Below are 21,565 nucleotides of genomic sequence, written 5' to 3'. Positions count from 1 at the left end.
ATGGTATTGATATCTTGCGCGCACCCCGCTTCGCCGCATCCTGCTGGTTGAGCGAGGCGAAGCCGAGTCGAAACCACCGTGACGCTGGGGGTTGCGTCATTACCCGGCCGGCGGGGTTTCGACTCGCTCCGCTCGCTCAACCGGCATAGGAACGCAACGTCGTAGAACTCTTCAACTGCGACACCCTGCTTCGCCGCATCCTGCTGGTTGAGCGAGGCGAAGCCGAGTCGAAACCACTGCGACGCTGCGGGCTTCGTCATTGCCCGGCCGGCGGGGGTTCGACTCGCTCCGCTCGCTCAACCGACAGAGGAACGCAACGTCGTACAACTCTTCAACTGCGACACCCTTCTGGGTCGATGCCGAGCAGGACGACGCTGCCGGACAACGCGTGACGCGGTACTACGCCGACGGCGCCTGATGGCAGTGTCGGGTCGCCGATCCCGGCATGGAAGGATCGAAACGTGGCTTCGGTGAAACAGTGGATCGAGGGTGCCCGACCCCGCACCTTTCCAAACGCAATCGCACCGGTGATCGCCGGTACCGGCGCTGCCCTGCATGTCGCCGGGGCGAGCATCGGCGACCGATTCAGCGGCATCGAATGGTGGAAAGCTGCTCTGGCACTTGCTGTCTCGCTGTCGTTGATCATCGGCGTGAACTACGCGAACGACTATTCCGACGGCGTGCGGGGCACCGACGACGATCGCGTCGGACCGATGCGTCTGGTCGGCTCCGGGGTGGCGAGTCCGCAATCGGTCAAGGCGGCGGCCTTCACCTGCCTCGGGATCGGTGCGGTGTGCGGGCTCGTCTTGGCGCTGGTGACCGCGTGGTGGCTGGTGCTGATCGGCGCGATCTGCATCGCCGGGGCGTGGTTCTACACCGGCGGCAAGAAGCCCTACGGGTACCTCGGGTTCGGTGAGGTCGCGGTATTCGTCTTCTTCGGTCTGGTCGCGGTATGCGGCACGCAGTTCGTGCTCGTCGACCGCGTCGACTGGGTCGGCGTGGTGACCGCCGTCGCCGTCGGTTCGCTGTCGTCGGCGGTGCTGGTGGTGAACAACCTGCGCGACATCCCCACCGACACCGAGTCGGGCAAGATCACCGTCGCGGTGCGACTGGGCGACGCCGCGACTCGAAAGCTGTTCACCGCGCTGACCGTGGTGCCGTTCGTCGTGACGCTGGCGCTGATCGCGGCCACCCCGTGGGCGCTACTCGGTTTGCTGGCCGCGCCATTGGTTTTCATCGCCAATAAGCCGGTGCTCGCAAAAGCGGTAGGGATGGCACTGATCCCGACGCTCGGCGGAACCGGAAAAGCGATGCTGGCCTGGTCGGTGCTGACGGCGGTGGGTTTGACGATCGGCTAGGAAAGACGGGAACCGACGCGCGAGAGCGTAAACCCAACATGAACAGCTGAACCCGAACGGATTTTCCGTTCGGGTTCAGCCATTAGTGTCGGGTCTACGCTCTAGCGCAGATCAGGCAGGACCTACGCCGTCTGCGGCAGCGTCGCCTCGACGGCGGTCTTGAGTTCATCGAGGGTCGCCGTGCCCGACGTCAGGACCGCGGTCGACGCCGGGTCGCCGACGGCGATGATGCCGAGCAGCAGGTGCTCAGGGCGTAGCCGATCGTCGCCCGCGTCCCGCGCGATCTGCACCGCGGCCGCGAGCGAGTCGCGGGCCGACACCGCGAACCGCGGCCGGTTGCGACGGCCCCGCGGGCCACGACGTCCCCGGCCACCGGCCCATGGTCCGTCCGGGCCGAACGGACCATCGGGGCCGAACGGACCGTCTTGGCCGAAGGGACCACCGGGTCCGAACGGACCGTCCTGACCGAACGGACCACCGGGACCGAACGGACCTTCCGGTCCGAACGGGCCGCGTCGACCACCGGCCTGCGGAGACTCGGCGTCGTCGGCATCATCGGGCGCACCGGGCCCCTGCGGTCCGAACGGACCACGGGGGCCGAACGGACCGAACCGCTCCGGGCCGAACTGATCTGCGCCGAACTGGCCGGGACCGAACGGACCCGGACCGCGACGACCGCGTCCATGTCCGTGGCCGTGGCCGTGTCCGCGAGGACCCCAACCGGCTCCCCACTCACCGTCGCCCCGCGGGTCGCAGTCGCGTCCACCGCGACCTCGTCCCCGGCCACGACCGCCGCGGTGACCGCGCTCGGCGCGCTCTCCCCAGCCGTCGGCCAGGTCGTCGCCGAAACGGCTGCCCACCGCCTCGCGGATCTTGTCGAGGTCGATGCCGATGCTGCGCAACGCATCTCGGTCTTCCTCGTACCGTTCCTCGGCGGTCTTGTCGGCCGAATCGTCGGGATGTTCGTCGTGGTAGCCACGAACCACTTCGCGAGCATCGGCGAGCGTGATTCCGTGCTCACCCAGCAGGGTGAACAGCGGACTGCGGGCATTGCAGAGCATGCCCAGCACAAGATGGTCTGCGCCGAGTCGCGGGTGCGACATATCGGCGGCTTCCTGAGTTGCGAAGGCCATGATCATCCGGCCTTCGCGAGTGAATCGCCCAAACATGGTCGATCTCCTTTTCCGTCCAGGTCTATTCCCGGACATCGCGTTGTGAATGTTTTTGGTGCACGGCCTGGCGGCTGACTTGCAGCACGTCGGCGATCGCCTGCCAACTCCATCCGGAGCTACGAGCATTGGCTACGTGGACGTCTTCGAGTCGGTCGGCAAGTGTTCGCAGGGCGCGAACCGCGGCCAATCCCTCGGCGGGATCTTGACTGGCGGCTGCGTTCTCGGTCTCATGCACTGTGTCAGGTTAACTTGACGCGCATCGCGCTGTCAATATTTATTGACGACCAACTTTTCCTGCCATCGAAAGCAACTCATCTCGGAGGTCGGTCACCGCCCGTTGCGCGATGCCACCCCGCACGAACCAGCCGCCCAGATTCTCGACGTCGCGCGCCAAGAAGGTCATCCCGAGCGGATTGGCATAGAGGTCGACGACCTGCGGAAGGTCGAGTACGACGAGCCGGCCGTCGCGGACCACCGTGTTGTACGCGGACAGGTCCCCGTGGGCACACCCGAGCTCGGTGATCCGCCGCAGGGCGTCGGCGGCCTGTTCCCACAATTCGACGACGCCGACGTCGCCCGGCCGGCACTCCGCCAACCGCGGCGCGGCGACGCGCCCGTCGCCGATGAACTCCATCAGCACCTCGGTCCCATGCACCTGCACCGGATAGGGCACCGCGACGCCCGCTTGGAAGAACCGTTTCAGCGCATCGAATTCGGCTGCGGCCCAACGACTTGCGGCCTGCTCCATACCGAATGTCGTGCGCTTGGCCATGGCCCGCACATCGCGAGTGTTCCGCGAACCACGCCCAGCGGTGTAGTCACCGGCCCGGTTGAACTGCGTGTGCTCGGCGGTGCGATACCGCTTGGACACCAGGGTCACCGCGCGTTGTTGCTGCGGGACGGCCCGCTCGACGAGGAATACGTCGGCCTCTTTGCCCGACTTCAACGCACCCAGTTCGTAGTCGACGGCGCCGTGGTCGGTGATGACCCACTCGGGCCAGGGTTCGGGACCGCGCTGCAACGGTTCGGAGTCCCACCAGATGGACCAGCGGTCGCCCACCGGTGGGCGGTCGTCGTCGGGCACGGCGTCGAAGACGGTGCGCATCGACTCAAAGCGCTCGATGTCGGCGCGCGAGTATGCGCCGGCGGTACGGGACTTACGACGCCGAGTGGATTGAAAGGTTTCGGAATAGTTCGATTTGCGTGACAAGTGAGGCTCCGGAATCGAAGGCGACGGGAAGGAGGGCAAGGGAAATGAGGACACGGTCGGACACCATGACAGCCATCGTTCACACACCTCCGTTCACAGGTCACGCACCACGCGAGTCGCGGGCAACGGTGCCAAACTAGCGGGCACCCGTCGTGCCCGCAACCGAATTTTCGCCGGGAGTCGCCTACCCGAACATGGTCGCGCCCAGCAAGTCCGACCCGTCTTTGATTCCGGGCAGGAACAGGAAGTACCCGCCGCCGAACGGCTGCAGGCCCAGGCCGAGCGCGATTCCGACAATGGCACCGATGATCGCCCCGGTGGTGTCGTCTTCGGACTTCGACGCGGTCCACAGGAACAGCGTCGCCTCCTGTCTTACGCGGGCCACCGCGGCGAATGCGGTGAGCATCAGCGCAGCCGACCCACCGCGACACCGGCCTCGACCTTTCCGGTCAGCGTCACCTTCTCGGTCCGCGCGTTGCGGCGCATCGTGAAGATCATCCGAGTGACCAACACGACGGCGGCCAGGCCCAGCAGTCCACTCACGATCGACTGTCCGACGGCGGGCAACGCCGCCAGGCTGTCCGTCAGCACCACGGCGGCACTGATCGACAGGCTCACCGCCGCAACGACTCCGACCCAGATCGCCCCACCTCACGGCGGTCTCTCGAACCACGGCGGACAGCAGCGAGCAGGGTCGTGATGACGAGCCCGCCCTCCAGGGCTTCCCGTAATCCAGCCACGCGCTGACTACTCAACCAAATGCGACATTCCGTCTTTGCATTTGTCATAAATAGCCGAATTGTCACAAAAGCGCGAGAATTCTATCGACGATCTTATCGATATCGGCGCCGGTGGTATCCACCGAGAGGTCGGGATTCTCCGGCACCTCGTAGGGCGCGTCCCAGCCGGTGAGTCCGGTGAGCTCGCCCGCCTTGGCTTTTGCGTAGAGCCCCTTGGGATCTCGCCGTGCGCATTCCTCGACCGGCGTCGATACATGGATCTCGATGAACGGAAGGTCGGCGGCCTTGTTCAAGGTACGGGCGATTTCTCGGTCGGAGACCAATGGCGAGACGAGTGACGCGATGGCGATCACTCCGGCGTCGGCGAACAGCCGCGTCAGATGCCCGACGCGACGCACATTCTCGGCCCGGTCCCCCGGCGAGAAGCCGAGGTCGTCGGACAGGCCGTGCCGGACGTTGTCGCCGTCGAGCAGGTATGCGGCACGGCCCGCTTCGACGAGCGCCCGCTCCAGGGCGACCGCCACCGTCGACTTCCCCGACGCGGGCAGACCCGTCAACCACACGGTCGCGCCGCGCTGACCCACCGACGCCCACCGGTGTCCGCGATCCAACGACGACGGATGCCACCGGATGTCAGTCCGCACCCGTTCGCCGGCCTTCACCTCACGGGCCTCGAGAATCGTTCCCGCGCCGACGGTTTCATTCGAGTTCTCATCGATGAGAATGAACGAGCCGCCATCGCGGTTGTCCCCGTACGCATCTGCGACGACGACGGAGCTGGTCCGCAGCGTCACCACACCGATGTCGTTGAGCGCCAACTCGACTGGATACTCGTCGGAGTTCAGCGTCTCGGGATCCAACTTCGACGCCAACCCCTGCACGGTGCCGCGAACGGTTCGCGTGGTGTGCTTCACCGCGATCCGATCGCCTGCCCGCAGCGGCGTGTCGGCGAACCAGCAGACCGTCGCGTCGAGCTCCCGGGCGAGCACCGGATGGTGATCGGCGGCCGACTCCCCGTCCGGCACCGCGCCGCTCACCAGCACATCACCGCGCGCGACGTCGATGTCGTCGGCCAGCTCCACCGAAACCGACAGTGGCGCAACGGCTTCGTCGCGATCCGGATCCAAGGTGTCGAGGGCACTGATCGTCGACGTCGAGCCCGACGGCAGGGCCGTCACGGTGTCGCCGACCCGCAATGTGCCCGCGGACAAGCGGCCCGCATAGCGGCGTCGGGTCGACGCGTCGGGCCGCGACACCCATTGGATCGGCAGCCGCAGATCCTCGGGAGTGGCTGCGGGAGCAGTCAATTCGACGTTTTCGAGGTACTCCAACAGGGTCGGTCCGGTGTACCAGGGCGTATTGGTCGACCGGTTGACCACATTGTCGCCGTCCTTGGCAGCCAGCGGAACCACGGTGAGGTCGTCGACGCCGAGCCGCTGCGCCAACACCACCAATTCCTGCTCGACTTCACGCAGCCGCACTTCTTCGTAGTCGACGAGGTCGATCTTGTTGACCGCTGCCACAAGGTGTTTCACGCCCAGCAGGGTCGCGATACGGGCGTGCCGTCGAGTCTGGCGGACTACTCCGGCCCGCGCGTCGACCAGCAGCACCGCCACATGCGCGTTCGACGCCCCAGTGAACATGTTGCGGGTGTAGCGCTCATGGCCAGGTGTGTCGGCCAAGATGTAGCTGCGCGTCGGCGTCGAAAAGAATCGGTAGGCGACGTCGATGGTGATGCCCTGTTCCCGTTCGGCGCGCAGTCCGTCGGACAGCGCGGCCAGGTCGGGGACACCGGTGGCGTCGTCGACCACCGATTCGAGGTGATCGGTTGGCAGGCTGTCGGTGTCGAAGAGCAGCCGGCCGATGAGGGTGCTTTTGCCGTCGTCGACGGAACCGGCCGTCGCCAGGCGCAGTAACTGTCGAGGCATCAGAAGTATCCTTCTCGTTTGCGGTCTTCCATGGCTGCGGCCGACGTGCGGTCGTCGGCGCGGGTAGCGCCGCGCTCGGAAACCGTTGCGGCAGCTACCTCTTCGATGACGCCTGCCAGATCCCTCGCGCGGGAGCGGACCGCTCCGGTGATCGTCAGGTCGCCGACGGTGCGGTAGCGGACCCACTCGCGGCTGACCGTCTCGTCGGGACCCGCGGCGGTGAATTCCGAAGGGGTGAGCAGGATTCCGTCTCGCTCGAACACCTCGCGCTGATGCGCGAAGTAGATCGACGGCAGTTGGAGATCTTCGAGTTCGATGTAGCGCCAGATATCGAGTTCGGTCCAGTTCGACAACGGGAACACGCGCACCTGTTCGCCACGGCGGATCCGGCCGTTGTAGAGCGACCACGGTTCCGGGCGCTGCGCGCGCGGGTCCCACTGCCCGAACTCGTCGCGGAAGCTCAGCACCCGTTCCTTCGCCCGGGCCCGTTCCTCGTCGCGGCGGGCACCGCCGAATGCCGCGTCGAAACCGCCCGCATCGAGGGCGTCGAGCAAAGTCCTTGTCTGCAAACGGTTTCGGGACGCGTTGGGGCCGCCGGTTTCGACGACGCGTCCATCGTCGATGGCGTCTTGCACCTTGGCGACGATCAACTGATGCCCGTGCGCGGTGGTGCGCCGGTCACGGAAGTCGATCACCTCGGCGAAGTTGTGACCGGTGTCCACATGCAGCACCGGAAACGGCAGTCGCTGGCCGCCCGAGCCGTCGGCCGACACACCGAATGCCTTCTCCGCCAGGCGAAGCAACACGATGGAGTCTTTGCCCGCGGAGAACAACAGCACCGGGCGCTCCAGTTCGGCCACCACTTCACGGATGATGTGCACGGCCTCCGCCTCGAGGATGCGCAGCTCGTCGACGTGATAGGGGTCGGTCGTCACGCTCATACCGGCAACTCCTGTCCTGGCGCACTGTCCCGGAATCGGTCGACCCACTCGTCGGACCGTTTGTCCGCCTGACGCTTCAGGGCGGGCGGCGGCACCTCGATGTTCAGGCCGATCGCGTCGATGACCCGACCCAGGACCTCCGCGGTGTTGTTCGCGAGGTCGGCGTAAGCCACCTCGACCGGCTCGATGCCGTGATCGGCGAAGTAGGTACGCCAGCCGAGTTCCTGCTCCTGCAGGACCTTCACCAGGTGCGCGATGGCGCCTTGGTGGTACTGCGCGACGTCGTCGCCTGCGGCGGGCCGGCCTCGCCAGGTATTCGTCTGTACGGCCCGCCAGAAGGAAACCGCTTGGGAGACAACGTCTTGCCGTGTCACTTTGATGTACAGGACGTCACCGAGGATGTCGCCCAGTGCGGAATGCAGGTCGGTTCCGGTTCGCCCGGTCAGCCCGGCCGCCCGCTCAAGAACCAACGGTGTCTGATTCCACATCAACTTGCCGCCCCACACACCGTTGTCGGTGGAACCCTCCCGCAGGATCCGGGCGCGCCAGTCGTCGGCGGTCTCGGTCGACTCGACCCCCGGTTTGTCCGGAGCCAGCAGGGTCAGGATGGATCGGTCGTCGACACCGACGAACCAATCACTGGGCTGCGGCGCGAGCGAAGTCTGCGAAAGGTATTGAAAGAACTCTTGCGGATGCCCCGCGACACCGCTCGAGCGCAGGGTCTCCACCAGCAGTGTGGAACCGCTGCGCTGCGAGGCGCACACGAGATAGGAGCGCGGAGACGACGCTCGCGACGATGCTGACATGCGCGAAATCGTAAGCGCGCCAAGCATCGGCCGCCCAGTTCAACCGCCCCTGGAAATCACACATCGCCAATACGTTGACACCGGTTGCGATGTTGGGTAGTCACGAATCAGCCCAGCAAGGGTGCTGGGGCCCATTCCCGCTGGTTGAGCCGCGAGGAGCGTTAGTTAGCGAAGGCTCACTCCGCTGGTTGAGCCGGGCCGAAGCGCTAGCGAAGGCTCACTCGGCCGGTTGAGCCGGGCCGAAGCGCTAGCGAAGGCCCGTGTCGAAACCACGGTGACACAACAGGCGTCGCGCGAGCGTTCATCTCGCGGTCCGATCCTGGAGATCATCTCCAGCTGGGCACCCAACAGGTGCATCCGACGGTCGCGCTCATGTCGCAGGCATGGTCAGCCACGAATCACCGAAATCTGTTGTGTCACGGTGGTTTCGACACGCTCGTCGCTAGCGCTCCTCACGGCTCAACCAGCGGGGGAGGCGCGTCGGCCCCGCCTCAACCAGCGGTTTAAGCGCGTCGGCCCCGGCTCAACCAGCAGGGAGGCGCGTCTCGCTTTCGCTCGTCGGGCCCGGCTCAGTTGTACTCGTAGAACCCGCGGCCGGTCTTGCGGCCCAGCAGGCCCGCCTCGACCATCCGGCGCAGGCGCGGTGGTGGCGCGTAATGTGGCTCGGCGAACTCGTCGTACAACGACTGTGCCGCGGCCAGGCAGATGTCGAGACCGATGGTGTCGCACAATGTGAGCGGACCCATCGGGTGGCCGCAGCCGCCCGTCATCGCGGCGTCGATGTCTTCGCGGGTGGCGTAGCCGGAGTCGAGCATCCGGATCGCCTGGCACAGATACGGAATCAGCAGCGCATTGGCGATGAAGCCGGATTGATCGCCGGCCTGCACCGGCGTCTTGCCCAGCGTCGCCGAGACATACTCGGTGACCGCTTGCGTGGTCTCCGGCGCGGTCAGCAGCGTCGAGATGATCTCGACGAGCGACATCACCGGGACCGGGTTGAAGAAGTGCACACCCACGACGCGACCGGGGTTCTGCGTCGCGGTGGCCACCTTGATGACCGGGATCGACGACGTGTTGGTGGCCAGGATGGCCTCGGGCTTGACGATGGTGTCGAGCTTGCCGAAGATCTCCGCCTTGAGCGACTCGATTTCCGGTGCGGCCTCGATGACCAGGTCGCGGTCGGCGAATTCTTCGATGTCGAGGGTCACCCGTACGCGTGCGATGGCAGCGTCGGCGTCGTCCTGCGAGATCTTGCCCTTAGCCACACCCCGAGCGATCGACTTGGCGATCCGCTCCGACGCGGCGCCGGCGAACTCCTGCTTGGTCTCCAGGACCAGCACCTCACTGCCGGCCTTTGCACATACCTCGGCGATGCCCGCACCCATGGTGCCGCCACCGACCACTCCGATCAGCTTCACAATCGTCTCCACAACCTCGGGTAATTGCCGGGGTCGAGCTTACTGTGCGGTCACCTCGTCGACGTAACTGCGGTCGGCGCCACGCGGCGAACGTGGGATCGGCGCCTCCCGCTCGGACAGCGTCGCGAGATAGCGTGTCATGAAGTCGGCGGCCACGGCACTGCCCTGTTCGTCGGGCACCACGACGTCGCCGGTCGTCTCCCGCCAGCGCTGCAGCCTGCGCGCCAACTCGGCCCGCACCTGCGCGTAGGTCGGGTCGTCGGCGAGGTTCACGCGCTCGTCTGGATCTAGGTCCAGCGCATACAGTTCGACGGCCGGGCGCGGCCGGGTGTGCGCGTCGTCGAGGGCCCGCCCCGAGTCGCTGTCGGCGATGTCGAGGGGCAGCTCGAGTGCCGCGCGGGGCGCGAAGTTCTCGATGTAGCTGTAGTGCCGGGTGCGGATGGCGCGGATCGGATCGTACGAGTCGTGGTAGTCCTTCTCGGTGAACACTTCGTCGCGGACCGGCTCGCCTGCGCCGTCGAGCAGCGCCGCTGCGTGCGAAACCCCTTGCACCGCTTCGGGGATCGCGACACCGAGCGCGTCGAGCAGGGTCGGGACCAGGTCGACGCCGGCGAACAGCCCGTCGTAGACGCGCGACGCCGCGCGTACCGACTGCGGTGGCCGCACGATGAAGGAGATGCCGGTCCCGCGCGCATACAACGTCGACTTGGCCCCCGGGAAGGCCTCGCCGTGGTCGGTGAAGAACACCACCCAGGTGTCCTCGCCGAGCCCGCTGGCGTCGAGGTGCTCGACGAGGCGGCCGGTGGCGGCGTCGGCGATGCTGATCGAACTGTGGAACGACGCCAGGTCGCCGCGGACCTGCGGAGTGTCGGGCAGATACGACGGGACGTCGAAGGAATTGGGATCGACCGGCGGGTACCGGTCGGCCGGGTACGGGCGGTGCACTTCGAAGAAGCCGGCGTTGAGCAAGAACGGCGTCGAATCTCCCGCGAGCCGCTCCGCCGACCGGGCGTCGAGCCATTCGACTGCGCGGTCGACGACGTAGTCGCAGTCGGAGTCGGCAACATCGACGTCGTCGTAGCCGAGGCTGCGCGGCGCCGTCGACTCGTGCTGCATCCCGATCAGGGCGGTGCGCCACCCTGCGTCGCGCAGGATCGCGGGCAGCGTCTGCACTCCCTCCCGGTAGGCGAAGCCGTGGTGCGCCAGCCCGACGATTCCGTTGTCGTGCGGGTAGCGTCCGGTCAGCAGCGCGCCGCGCGACGGCGAACACAGCGGTGCCGCGGCATGCGCATTGGCGAAGAGAAACCCTTGTGCGGCAAGCTTTTCCAGCGACGGACTCAACGCTCCCGACGCCCCGTACAGTTCGAGGTGCCTGCCCAGGTCATGCCAGTGGACCAGGAGGACATTGCTACCGGCGGTCGTCGAACTCATCTGTGCGTGGCGCTCCTGTCGTGACGGTCATATCGACTCCGCGCGACACTAATACGCCACACCGGTGCCGGACATCGGTTTGACTCAACGTGACGCAAAGGCGCCCGTCGCGAACAGCGTGTCCAACTCGGCCGTCGGTTCGGCGAGGTCCAGCCCCGACTCGGCCAGCCAGGCGTCGTTGTAATAGGTCTCCGCGTAGCGATCCCCCGAATCGCACAGCAGACTCACTACGCTGCCCGCCCGGCGCTGTGCGACCATCTCTGCGACGACGGTGAGCGCGCCCCACATGTTGGTTCCGGTCGACGCGCCGACCCGGCGGCCCAACTGCTCCGACGTCGCGCGCATCGCTGCGATCGACGCGGCGTCGGGGACTCCGATCATCCGGTCGATGACCTGCGAGACGAAAGACGGCTCCACGCGAGGGCGCCCGATTCCCTCGATCCGCGACCCCACCGTTCCGACGACGTCGCCGTCACCCGAGGAGTACGCGGGCAGGAACACCGAGTTCTCCGGGTCGACGACGCACAGCCACGTGGGGTGGCGCCGGTAGCGCAGGTACCGCCCGAGCGTCGCCGACGTTCCGCCGGTGCCCGCGCCGACGACGATCCACGTCGGGACGCGATACTGTTCGTCGCTCATCTGCGCGAAGATCGACTCGGCGATGTTGTTGTTTCCGCGCCAGTCGGTGGCGCGCTCGGCCATGGTGAACTGGTCGATGAAATGCCCGTTCGTCTGTTCCGCCAGATCCGCGGCGACGGCATAGACGTCGGCCGGGTTATCTACGAAATGGCAACGGCCACCTTGTCTTTCGATCAGCGCGGTCTTCGCCGGCGAGGTGCTGCGGGCCATCACCGCGACGAACGGCACCCCGATCAGCTTCGCGAAATACGCTTCGGAGACCGCCGTCGAGCCCGACGACGCCTCGATCACCGTGGTCCCCTCGGTGATCCACCCGTTGCAGAGTGCGTAGAGAAACAATGACCGTGCGAGACGATGCTTCAGCGATCCGGTCGGATGCGTCGATTCGTCCTTGAGATAGAGGTCGACGCCTGCGCGCTGCCCGTCGTCGTGGAGCCAGCGCGACCAGGCGGGCAATGGGAAACGGAGGAGATGGGTGTCGGCGCTGCGTCGAGTGTCGGCGTCGATCAACCGAACCGCGTTCTCCGACCAGCCGCGGTCGGCGCGCCGGTCGACGTCGACAGTCTTCATTTGCTGCCGCGCAGGCGGGACTGCAGGTCGTCGCGGCTCTTGCGTCGCTCGGCGTCGATCGCGGCGACCTGGCTATTGACGCGCAGGCGCAGCGGTTTGAACAGGAACATGCCCAACGGCAGTGCGATGAGAACGCCGAACATCGCCGCGACGATGGCCGGAATCTGGACGAACAGTCCACCGATGAAGTAGATGGCGACGGCGAGGACGATCACCAACACGAGGCGGGCCAGGGTGTAGAGGACCAGCGAGCCGATCATCGTGCCCATCTTCGGGGCGGTTGGTTCGGTGACGGTCTCTTCGCTACTCACGGATCTGAGTCTACGTGTTCGCCCACGTCAGCCGGTCGGTGCCGGGAGTACCCGTCGATCACGCGAACTCGTCTGGCCTCAACGTCGAGTTGACGTCGCGACATTTGGGGCAAACTCCACATCCCTCGCGAGGATAAGTGCGTATCGTCCGATTTTTACCGTTCCTTTACTGGTTCCTGACTGTTCGAGTAACCACGGGTCGGGCGTGTATTGCTTATATCAGTCGATTCGGAAGCGATACTTGCATCCGGGACGATCTCCGCCCGAACCGGTAACACCACTAACGAAGGGTCGCCATCGTGACTATCGCCGACGCCGCCGCCGTGCCAGTGCCTCCCACCATCACCCCTAAGCTGGCCAGCCAGCACACGCTGACCCCCGGACAGGTCGCTTCGATGTTCAACGTGAACCCGAAGACCGTCGCGCGGTGGGCCAGCTCCGGTCTGCTCGGCTCAATCCGCACCCCCGGCGGTCATCGCCGCTTCCGCGAGGCCGACGTCGTCGAACTGCTCAATCGTCGGGTCAACTGAGCGGTTCCACCGTTCGATCGGCCCTCCACCTGCCGTCGCACCGCTTCCGGTTCACACTCACGTATCGTGGGTGTTACCGGAGGTCCTCGATCTGTTCGACCCGTGAGTCCCCAGACCTCCCCCGGCAGATTCGATGCGTCCATCAGGAGGTTGCTGTGTACTTTGCACTGACGTTCGTCGGCCTCTGCGCCATCTTCTACCTGCTGTGGCGCGCTTTCGGCCCCGTCGGCGACCATGATTCGACGCCGGGTACTCCCCGCACCCGCGGCCCCATCGGCCCCGACGACGATCCAGAGTTCCTCTTCGAACTGGACCGCCGAGAGAAGCGCGGCGACGATTCCTAGGTAGGCAGCGTTACTGAGAGTTCGACGCGTTGTCGCGACCAGAACTCACCCAATGCTCCGATTCCGACGGGTCGGCAGTATTTGGGAGTTTCGTCGACGCAACTTCGCCGCTGATCGCTTCCCACCGCGCTCCGCGGGCAATCACTGCGGTGACTCTCTGACGCTTCAGTAATCCGGAATCAGTGCAGTTGGAGTCGACTAGCGCCGTGGGCCAGCCGTCCATCCACTCCCACTGCATCCCCGAACAGCCACGGCAGCAATCCCCAAACACGGCACTAATCACTGCCGTAAGAAGCAAACAGCGCCGTACGAATACGACGAACGCAGTACCAAGCGAACACCGCCGCGGAAAGCAGCGTCGACGACGCCTCAGAGCCTAGTGGTGTGTCGCAGTCGAAGAGTTGTATGACGATGCGTTCCTCTGCCGGTTGAGCCTGCTGGTTGAGCCTGGATCCACCGGCCGAAGCGCCCCTCTGCTGGTTGAGCCGGACGAGCGCCGTGCTGAGCGAGGCGCTAGCCGAGTCGAAGTAGCGCTAGCCGAGTCCGTGTCGAAACCTCTCAGCCACAACGACTTTCGACGGTCCGCGCCAATTCCGGCGATGACACCCGGCAAGTGACGCGTGTGCACCCTACGGGTGCACACGCCTCGATATTCGATACGATCACAACTCGACGAGTGCCCTACCATCAAATGCATTGTGGTACAGAGGTTTCGACACGCTCGTCGCTAGCGCTCCTCGCGGCTCAACCGGCGGGTGGAGCGGCGGGCCCGGCTCGGCCGACGTGTGTGGTGGTTTCGACACGCTCGTCGCTAGCGCTCGTCCGGCTCAACCAGCAGAGGGACGCCCCGACCGGTGAAACCAGGTTGAGCGAACGGCGCGAGTCGAAACCCCCACCGGCCGGGCAATGACGCAACCCGCAGCGTCACAGTGGTTTCGACTCGGCTTCGCATCGCTCAACCAGCAGGATGCAGCGACGCAGGGTGCGCGCAAGATACAAATACCATTAGCCGCGACACACCACTAGCCCTGACCCGGGACGACCCGCGCCCCCGACCCGACCTCAAACGGATCACAGCCCGGCGTACGAATGCAGGCCGGAGACCACCAGGTTGATGGCGAACAGGTTGAAGACCAGCGTGGCGAAGCCTGCGACGTTGATCCAGGCCGCGGCACGGTTGCGCCATCCGGCGGTGGCACGGGCGTGCAGGTAGGCGGCATAGATCACCCAGGCGATGAACGACACCGTCTCCTTGGGATCCCAGCCCCAGAATCGGCCCCAGGCCGATTCGGCCCAGATCGCACCGCAGATGACACCCAATCCGAAGAGTGGGAAGCCGAACACCACCGACTTGTAGGCGACGCGGTCGAGGGCCTGCGCCGACGGAATCGCGTCGACGATCCGCTGCAGCGCGTTGCGCGACGACGCCGCGGCGTCGCCTCCCCAGCGCATCTTGACCAGGTAGAGCAGGCTGGCCACACCCGACACCAGCAGCACACCCGAACTGATCGAGATGATCGAGACGTGAATGGCCAGCCAGTACGACTTCAGTGCGGGTACCACCGGGGCAGCCTGCGTGTACAGCCAACGGCCGCCGATGAACATCAACAGCACGACGGGCAGCAACACGAACGACAGCAGCGGACGGTTGACGCGCTTACGCAGCACGACGATGCCCGCGACTACGCATGCCGCGCAGGTCAGCGAGATGAACTCGTACATGTTGCCCCACGGCGCACGGTCGGTAGCGACGCCGCGCAGCACGATCGACGCGAGATGCGCCACCGCCCCGACGATGACCACCGGGAATGCCATGTCCCCCAGCCGGTCGCCGAAAGTCCGCGGCGGCGCCTGCTCGACGCGACCGGGCGCGCGGTCGTCGAGCGACGATCCCGCACCCGCACCCATTCGGTCGGCGCCCGGCGCCGCTCCGACGCCCACCAGCTTGTTCACCGACACCTTGGCGTCGACGACCCTACGGCTCTGCCGCGTCGCCAACGACACCAGGAACATCAGCATCGCGAGCACGTAGACGGTGATCGCGGTCGAATAGAGCAGATCGGAGTATCGCGACAGGTTCTCGTCGATGTGCACGGTCACCTCGCCCGAGGCGGTGATCAGTGTGGTCATTCGTCTTGTGCTCCTGCCATGTCCCGTCGCTCCGCGCGCTCGCGCACCAGGCCGGCCGCCTGTTTCTCGAAGCCCTCGCCCCAGCCGGCCTGATCTGTGCGGGCCAACCCGGCGATCTCTACTACAGTACGTCGTTGACCGTCGGCTGCGGAAGCGGCCACCGGCACCAATCGGGCCCACACGCGTCGGCGTCGAATCAGCAGCGACACCAACAGCCCGGCGAGCATCGCGATCGCAGACACCAGCACGAAATCCTGCGCGGGATCATGCGAGATCTGCACCGACACCCAGCGCTTGTATCCGTCGAACGTCACCGTGGTGCCGTCGGGCAGCTTCGACGACTGGCCGACGCCGAGATTCGCCTGCGCCTGCCGGACGAGTGCCCCGTTGTGCAACGACACCGGATCGAGGGCATAGGCGTTCTGCGGTGCGCCGCTGTCGAGGCCGGTGTTGCCCTTGTAGATGCGGATCGCGACGTACGGACGTTTCGGGACCGGCGACCCCGACGACAACAGGGTGCCGTCGAAGGTCGCGGTCGGCGCGAACAGTCCTTCCAGGGCGATCTGATTCTGGCTGCGAATCTTCTGATCGGGGTACATGCCGCCGGGGGTGTCGAACCGCGCGGCGCCCGACGACAGCATCGTCGCCATCTCGTCGGGGATGAACGGCACCGTCTGCGTGCGCTTCTCACCGTTGGGGAAGGTCACGGTGAAGATCGGGGCGAAACCGTTGCCCAGCACGTAGACCCGGTCCCCGGACAGCCGCAGCGGCTCGTTCACCCGCACCGACGTCGTCGGCCACGACGCCGGGTCGGCCGTCACATCCGTGGAGTATTGGACTTTCGCGTTGTACATGTCCGGCTGCCCGTTGGGCAGGAAGGTCGCCGAGAAGTCGTCGATGCGAATGCAGAACGGCGCCAAGTCCGTTCCGTCGACCATGTTGCCGCCGCGGAACGAGTCGTACACGGCCGTCGAGGTGTTGCACAGTTCCTGCTGACCGTCGGCGACCAGCGACCGGGTTCCCTCGTAGCCGTAGAGCTTGCCGACGGCGATGGAGATCAGCAGCGCCAACAAGGCGAAGTGGAAGACGAGGTTGCCGAATTCACGCAGGTAGCCCTTCTCCGCCGACACCTCGACGACCCCGTCGGGATAGGCCTTGCTCGGTTCACGCACCACCACTTCGCGGCGCCAGCCACGCAGGTTGCCGTCGATCCGGGCGGCGATCTCCTCCGGAGTACCGTCGACCTCGAAGACCTCGCGGCGCGGCAGCCGGGCCAGATTGCGGGGCGCCGCAACGGGTTTGGCCCGCAACGCATGGAAATGCTCGATGAGGCGCGGCGTGAGGCAGCCGACCAGCGACACGAACAACAGCACGTAGATCGCGGTGAACCAGGCACTCGCGAAGACGTCGAACAGTTGCAGCCGATCCATCGCGCGACCCAGCCAGCCGTGGTTGTCGATGTAGGCCTGGGTCTTCTGCTCGTTGAGCGGCCGCTGTGGCAGCAGCGCGCCCGGAATGGCTGCGAGCGCGAGCAGGAACAACAGTGCCAGCGCGGTCCGCATCGACGTCAGCGACCGCCAGAGATTACGCGCGGGCCACAGCACGTAGCGCTTCGCCCAGTGCGGGCCGACGGGTCCCGACGGCATCGTGTCCGACGCTGCCGCTGCTGTACCCGAACTGCTCTGTGCTGTACCCGAACTCAAACCGGTAACTCCGTGTCGGTGATGAACGCCTCGCGCACCCACATGATGAATTGATCCCACGCGCCGGTCACCAGCGCGATGCCGACGGCGACCAACATGACCCCGCCGAAGACCTGAATTGAGCGCGCGTGGCGCCGGATCCAGCCCAGCGAGCGCAGCGCCCACGCCGATGAGAAGGCAAGCACCACAAAGGGAATGCCCAACCCCAGGCAGTAGGCGGTGATCAGCAGGATGCCCTTGGCGGCGGTTGCCCCCTGGGTCCCGCTGGCCGTCGCGATGACGGCGGCCAGGGTCGGCCCGAGGCACGGCGTCCAGCCCAGCGCGAATACGGCGCCGAGCAGCGGCGCCCCGACGATGTTGGAGATCCGCCGCGGCGCGAAGCGGTGCTCACGCTGCATGACCGGCACCAACCCGACGAACACCAGACCCATCAGGATGGTGACGACGCCACCGATACGTTGCAGCAGTTCACGATTCACGATGAACGTACTGGTGATACCGAGCACGGTGGCGGTCGCCAGCACGAATACGACGGTGAACCCCAGCACGAACAGCAGCGCGGCGCCGGCAACCCGCGTGCGTCCCTTGCTCTTCGGTTCGTCGGGTGTCACCGCGGGCGCCTCGGCCCCGACGACACCGGCCAGGTACGACAGATAGCCGGGCACCAGCGGCACGACGCAGGGCGACGCGAACGACACGAAGCCGGCCAGCGCGCACGCGGCGAGCGCCAGCAGCAGTGGCCCGGAGGTCACCGTGTCGGCGAATGTCTGCCCGAGGCCGCTCATTGCGAAACCGGTTCGGCGACAAGTCGATTCACCGTCGCCCGCAGTTCCTCACCGGATATCGAGGTGAGATAGACGACGGCCGGACGATGCTTGCGGTCGAGCACGATCGTGGTCGGGACCACCGACGTCGGAGTGGTCAACGACGCCAGCGTCGCGCCGCCGTAGTCGAAGATCGACGGATAGGTGATGTGCCGGTCGGTGACGAAATCCTGCGCCGACGAGCGGTCGTCGCGGAAGTTGATGCCCAGGAACGCGACGCCGGAGTCTTTCGTCTGCGAGTACACCCGCTGCAGTCCGTCGGCCTCGCCGCGGCATGGCCCGCACCAGGAACCCCACACGTTGATCACGACCACTTTGCCCGCGAAGTCGGTCAGCGAGATCTTCTTGTCGGTGACCAGGTCGCGGCCGGACAGTGGGGCGATGGTCTTGCGGTCGGCGGCGGCGTAGTCGATCACGGTCTTGCCACCCGGCGACACGAACTGGAAGGTATCGCCCTGCGCCACGGCGTCTTTGCCGGTCGAGCAGCCGGTGGTGGCTAGCAGCAGCACCGCGGCGGCGAGCAACGCGAGCACCACCGCACGTGTCACCAGAGGTTTAGGCCAGACCACGAGAACCGCTCACGCTCCCATGACCAGCGGGTCAGACGTGCCGGCCGGCTCCGAGTAGATGATGTCGATCAGGGCGTCGTCGTCGTAGATCAGGCTGGTCAGCGAGGCCAGCGAGCATTGCCGACGCCGTGGGTCGTGCCAGAGCCGCTGTCCTTCGAGGAAGCGACGCAGGGTGTACACCGGCAGCTGATGGCTGACGCACACCACTTCGTGGCCGCGTGCGGTGTCGCGGGCCTTGCTGGCCGCGGCGAGCATGCGGTGCGCGAGCTGGATATAGGGCTCGCCCCACGACGGCGTGAACGGGTCGCGCAGTTTGGGCCAGTGTCGGGGCTTGGACAGCGCGCCGTCGCCGACGGACACCTTGAGTCCCTCGAAGACGTTGTCGGCTTCGATGAGATCGTCGTTGGTGATGATGTCGAGGCCGTGCGCGGCCGCGATCGGGGTGGCGGTCTCCTGCGCGCGCTGCAGCGGCGAGGCGAAGACGGCGGCGATGTCATGGTCGGCGAGCGAATCGGCGACCAGCTTCGCCTGCGCGCGGCCCTTGTCGGACAGACGGAATCCCGGCAGGCGCCCGTAGAGGATGCCGTCGGGATTGAACACCTCACCGTGTCGCATCATGTGCACGATGGTTTTCGTCACTTCGGTTCCCCTCCGGTTGCGGCCGCTGCGGCTTGCGCAGCGCGTGGCAGTGCTGCGGCGATGGCGTCGAACGCGGCGTCGTCGAGTGCCGCGTTGACGAACCATGCTTCGAAAGCACTCGGCGGCGGGTACACCCCGGCGTCGAGCAGTGCGTGGAAGAACGGCGCGAACCGCCAGGTCTGGGTGGCCTTGACGCCGGCGTAGTCGACGATGGCGGTGTCCGGGTCGTCGGTGAAGAAGACGCTGAACAGGTTGCCCGCGTACTGGACGCGGTGGCTGACACCCGCGGCGGTGAGCGCGTCACCGATCATCGTGCCGATGCGTTCAGCATTCCGGTCGAGGGTCAGGTAGGTGTCGGCGTCGGCGTGGCGCAGCGTCGCGAGGCCGGCCGCGACGGCGACGGGGTTTCCCGACAGGGTGCCGGCCTGATAGACCGGGCCGGTGGGCGCGAGGGAGGCCATGATCTCGGCCCGGCCACCGAATGCCGCGGCGGGCAGGCCACCGCTCATCACCTTGCCGAAGGTGTAGAGGTCGCCGCTGACGCCTTCGAGGCCGAACCAGCCGGCCGGGCTGACTCGGAAGCCGGTCATCACCTCGTCGATGATCAGCAATGCACCGTGGCGGGCGGTGAGTCCGCGCAGTGCCGCGTTGAAGCCCCTCACCGGGGCGATGGCGCCCATGTTGCCCGCCGCCGCCTCGGTGATGACCGCGGCGATCTCGTCGCCGTGCTCGGCGAAGGCCGCGGTGACGGCTTGAATGTCGTTGTAGGGCAACACGATCGTGTCGTGCGCGGCCGCGCCGGTCACGCCCGGCGACGTCGGCAGGCCCAGCGTCGCGACGCCCGACCCGGCGTCGGCGAGCAGTGCGTCGACGTGCCCGTGATAGCAGCCGGAGAACTTGATGATCTTGGAACGGCCGGTGAATCCGCGGGCCAGCCGCACCGCCGACATGGTGGCTTCAGTACCGGAGTTGACCAGCCGGACGCGTTCGACCGGGTCGACGCGGGCGATGATCTCTTCGGCGAGCTCCACCTCGGCCTCGGTCGGCGCCCCGAAGGACAGCCCGGTGGTCGCAGCACGCTGCACGGCGTCGACGACGGCGGGATGGGCGTGGCCGAGGATCATCGGCCCCCAAGAACTGACGAGGTCGACATAGGAGTTGCCGTCGGCGTCGACGAGTCGGCAGCCGCTGGCGGAGCTGATGAACCGCGGAGTCCCGCCGACCGCGGAGAACGCCCGAACCGGAGAATTCACCCCACCGGGAATCGCCGCTGCGGCGCGAGAGAAGAGTTCGGCGGAACGCTCGGTGGCAGCGGGGGGTTGAGTCACGGCCTCCAGTGTTCCAAATCGACGCCGGAACACCCAATTCGACCTGGTCAGGACCCCAGCGCCGCGAGCGTCGCAGCTGCTAGCGCCCGCTGACCCGCCGCATTGGGGTGCAGCGTCACCGTCGTGGTGGCTCCGACCATCGGCTCCACCCAGCGGCGCTGCGCGCCGGCGCAGGCATCGTGGCCTTCCGATACCGTCGCCATGCTCACGAAGGTCGCGCCGGTCTGCGCGGCCGCGGCACGCGCGGCGTCGTCGAGCGTGGCCTGCAGCGTCCGCAGGTAGCCGACGTCGCCCGTCGCGATCCGCATCGTCGGGTAGCAGCCCGACGTCGGCGGGAGCAGCCACGGGTAGCCGACGATCACCACCCGCGCCGACGGCGCCCTGCCCCGGATGGCCGCGAGCGCTCGCACCAGGGCGGGACGGGTCGTCGTCGTGACGTAGTCGGCGAACCGCGAGCCGTATCGGCTGCGGCAGGGCGATCCGGCGGGGTCGTCGGCGACGACGCCCGAACAGTCGGCGACCGCGGAGCCGAAGGTGCCGCCGTCGTTGCCGCCGAGCATCAGCGTGACGAGTCGCGTGTCGGGGCCGAGGGCGTCGAGTTGCGGCGCGACGCCGGGATGCTGCGACGCGGACAGATCGGCCGTCGTCGCACCCGCGCAGGCGACGTCGCGGAACGTCGGGTACTGCGAGTGACGTTGTGCCGCAATGATTTCCCCGAAGTTTCGTTGTGACCGCAGGCACAGCAGGTCGGAGTCTTCGACGAGCGGGGTGACCCCCGATCCCGCGGCGTAACTGTCGCCGAGGTGGACGTAGGCGGCGGACGTGGGCTCGGCCGGCGTTGTCTGCGCCGAGGTTGTCGGCGCTGTCTGCCTGCTCGACGACGGGCCCGGCCCGGTGCCGGGCGCGCACCCACCGATCGTCAGGGCGGCGACCGCCACCGCCGCGATCAGAAGTCTGCGCATGCCTTGCACGGT

General features: G+C 66.7%; 22 protein-coding genes. 3 read left to right on the top strand and 19 right to left on the bottom strand.

Features of this window, described 5'->3' with window-relative positions; all coding sequences use genetic code 11:
• The first annotated feature begins 461 nt into the window (after nucleotides 1–461).
• On the top strand, nucleotides 462–1,358 hold the full coding sequence (locus HH308_RS22205; protein WP_170196429.1) for a 1,4-dihydroxy-2-naphthoate polyprenyltransferase: 897 nt from the start codon (nucleotides 462–464) through the stop codon (nucleotides 1,356–1,358).
• Between the two features lie 122 nt (nucleotides 1,359–1,480).
• Here the strand turns inward: HH308_RS22205 and HH308_RS22200 are convergent, their stop codons facing one another.
• From HH308_RS22200 to HH308_RS22145, 12 genes are all read right to left on the bottom strand, one after another.
• Nucleotides 1,481–2,527: a Clp protease N-terminal domain-containing protein gene (locus HH308_RS22200; RefSeq protein ID WP_170196428.1), complete on the bottom strand. Its 1,047-nt coding sequence runs from the start codon at nucleotides 2,525–2,527 to the stop codon at nucleotides 1,481–1,483.
• A 25-nt stretch (nucleotides 2,528–2,552) separates the two neighbouring features.
• Nucleotides 2,553–2,765: a helix-turn-helix domain-containing protein gene (locus HH308_RS22195; protein ID WP_170196427.1), complete on the bottom strand. Its 213-nt coding sequence runs from the start codon at nucleotides 2,763–2,765 to the stop codon at nucleotides 2,553–2,555.
• 39 nt (nucleotides 2,766–2,804) lie between these two features.
• Nucleotides 2,805–3,740, bottom strand: a complete 936-nt coding sequence (locus tag HH308_RS22190; protein WP_211188719.1) for a serine protein kinase RIO — start codon at nucleotides 3,738–3,740, stop codon at nucleotides 2,805–2,807.
• A 184-nt stretch (nucleotides 3,741–3,924) separates the two neighbouring features.
• On the bottom strand, nucleotides 3,925–4,146 hold the full coding sequence (locus HH308_RS22185) for a hypothetical protein (RefSeq protein ID WP_170196426.1): 222 nt from the start codon (nucleotides 4,144–4,146) through the stop codon (nucleotides 3,925–3,927).
• Nucleotides 4,146–4,382: an FTR1 family protein gene (locus HH308_RS22180; RefSeq protein ID WP_312870803.1), complete on the bottom strand. Its 237-nt coding sequence runs from the start codon at nucleotides 4,380–4,382 to the stop codon at nucleotides 4,146–4,148. Before HH308_RS22180 ends, HH308_RS22185 begins: the two co-directional genes overlap by 1 nt.
• A 160-nt stretch (nucleotides 4,383–4,542) precedes the next feature.
• The gene (gene cysC / locus HH308_RS22175; RefSeq protein WP_170196424.1) at nucleotides 4,543–6,408 is read right to left on the bottom strand and encodes an adenylyl-sulfate kinase; all 1,866 of its coding nucleotides are present in this window, start codon (nucleotides 6,406–6,408) and stop codon (nucleotides 4,543–4,545) included.
• Nucleotides 6,408–7,349: a sulfate adenylyltransferase subunit CysD gene (gene cysD, locus HH308_RS22170; protein WP_170196423.1), complete on the bottom strand. Its 942-nt coding sequence runs from the start codon at nucleotides 7,347–7,349 to the stop codon at nucleotides 6,408–6,410. Before cysD ends, cysC begins: the two co-directional genes overlap by 1 nt.
• Nucleotides 7,346–8,155 carry a Stf0 family sulfotransferase gene (locus HH308_RS22165; protein ID WP_170196422.1) on the bottom strand — a complete coding sequence of 270 codons (810 nt, stop codon included), beginning with the start codon at nucleotides 8,153–8,155 and terminating at the stop codon, nucleotides 7,346–7,348. The genes cysD and HH308_RS22165 overlap by 4 nt, the downstream gene beginning before the upstream one ends.
• Before the next feature lie 569 nt (nucleotides 8,156–8,724).
• Nucleotides 8,725–9,573: a 3-hydroxybutyryl-CoA dehydrogenase gene (locus HH308_RS22160; protein WP_170196421.1), complete on the bottom strand. Its 849-nt coding sequence runs from the start codon at nucleotides 9,571–9,573 to the stop codon at nucleotides 8,725–8,727.
• A gap of 39 nt (nucleotides 9,574–9,612) precedes the next feature.
• Nucleotides 9,613–11,004: a sulfatase family protein gene (locus HH308_RS22155; protein WP_170196420.1), complete on the bottom strand. Its 1,392-nt coding sequence runs from the start codon at nucleotides 11,002–11,004 to the stop codon at nucleotides 9,613–9,615.
• 84 nt (nucleotides 11,005–11,088) lie between these two features.
• The gene (cds1, locus tag HH308_RS22150) at nucleotides 11,089–12,213 is read right to left on the bottom strand and encodes an L-cysteine desulfhydrase Cds1 (protein ID WP_170196419.1); all 1,125 of its coding nucleotides are present in this window, start codon (nucleotides 12,211–12,213) and stop codon (nucleotides 11,089–11,091) included.
• Entirely contained in the window at nucleotides 12,210–12,524 is a 315-nt protein-coding gene (locus HH308_RS22145) for a DUF4229 domain-containing protein (protein ID WP_312870802.1), read from the bottom strand. Before HH308_RS22145 ends, cds1 begins: the two co-directional genes overlap by 4 nt.
• A gap of 299 nt (nucleotides 12,525–12,823) precedes the next feature.
• On the opposite strand from HH308_RS22145, the gene HH308_RS22140 reads away from it, so the two are divergent.
• Both HH308_RS22140 and HH308_RS22135 read left to right on the top strand, forming a co-directional pair.
• A complete protein-coding gene (locus HH308_RS22140; protein ID WP_312870801.1) occupies nucleotides 12,824–13,054 on the top strand; it encodes a BldC family transcriptional regulator in 231 nt (76 codons plus the stop codon).
• Nucleotides 13,055–13,209: 155 nt separating this feature from the next.
• Nucleotides 13,210–13,398, top strand: a complete 189-nt coding sequence (locus HH308_RS22135) for a hypothetical protein (RefSeq protein ID WP_170196418.1) — start codon at nucleotides 13,210–13,212, stop codon at nucleotides 13,396–13,398.
• 1,071 nt (nucleotides 13,399–14,469) lie between these two features.
• Here the strand turns inward: HH308_RS22135 and ccsB are convergent.
• From ccsB to HH308_RS22100, 7 genes are read right to left on the bottom strand one after another with little or no spacing between them, the layout of a single operon-like run.
• On the bottom strand, nucleotides 14,470–15,528 hold the full coding sequence (gene ccsB / locus HH308_RS22130) for a c-type cytochrome biogenesis protein CcsB (RefSeq protein WP_170196417.1): 1,059 nt from the start codon (nucleotides 15,526–15,528) through the stop codon (nucleotides 14,470–14,472).
• A complete protein-coding gene (gene resB / locus HH308_RS22125; protein ID WP_170196416.1) occupies nucleotides 15,525–17,174 on the bottom strand; it encodes a cytochrome c biogenesis protein ResB in 1,650 nt (549 codons plus the stop codon). Before resB ends, ccsB begins: the two co-directional genes overlap by 4 nt.
• A 53-nt stretch (nucleotides 17,175–17,227) precedes the next feature.
• Complete coding sequence (locus HH308_RS22120; RefSeq protein ID WP_170196415.1) at nucleotides 17,228–18,016, bottom strand: cytochrome c biogenesis CcdA family protein; 789 nt, start codon at nucleotides 18,014–18,016, stop codon at nucleotides 17,228–17,230.
• Nucleotides 18,013–18,603 carry a TlpA family protein disulfide reductase gene (locus tag HH308_RS22115; protein ID WP_170196414.1) on the bottom strand — a complete coding sequence of 197 codons (591 nt, stop codon included), beginning with the start codon at nucleotides 18,601–18,603 and terminating at the stop codon, nucleotides 18,013–18,015. The genes HH308_RS22120 and HH308_RS22115 overlap by 4 nt, the downstream gene beginning before the upstream one ends.
• A gap of 30 nt (nucleotides 18,604–18,633) precedes the next feature.
• A complete protein-coding gene (locus tag HH308_RS22110) occupies nucleotides 18,634–19,242 on the bottom strand; it encodes a histidine phosphatase family protein (RefSeq protein ID WP_170196451.1) in 609 nt (202 codons plus the stop codon).
• A 17-nt stretch (nucleotides 19,243–19,259) separates the two neighbouring features.
• Nucleotides 19,260–20,591 (bottom strand): glutamate-1-semialdehyde 2,1-aminomutase, encoded by a 1,332-nt coding sequence (gene hemL / locus HH308_RS22105; protein WP_170196413.1) that lies wholly within the window; start codon nucleotides 20,589–20,591, stop codon nucleotides 19,260–19,262.
• A 47-nt stretch (nucleotides 20,592–20,638) separates the two neighbouring features.
• Nucleotides 20,639–21,553: an SGNH/GDSL hydrolase family protein gene (locus tag HH308_RS22100; RefSeq protein WP_170196412.1), complete on the bottom strand. Its 915-nt coding sequence runs from the start codon at nucleotides 21,551–21,553 to the stop codon at nucleotides 20,639–20,641.
• Nucleotides 21,554–21,565: the final 12 nt, after the last annotated feature.

This window comes from Gordonia asplenii, from assembly GCF_012933505.1.
Classification (GTDB): Bacteria; Actinomycetota; Actinomycetes; order Mycobacteriales; family Mycobacteriaceae; genus Gordonia; species Gordonia asplenii.
Note: the sequence above shows the minus strand (reverse complement) of the source record. Positions and strands in the feature narration are given on the sequence as shown.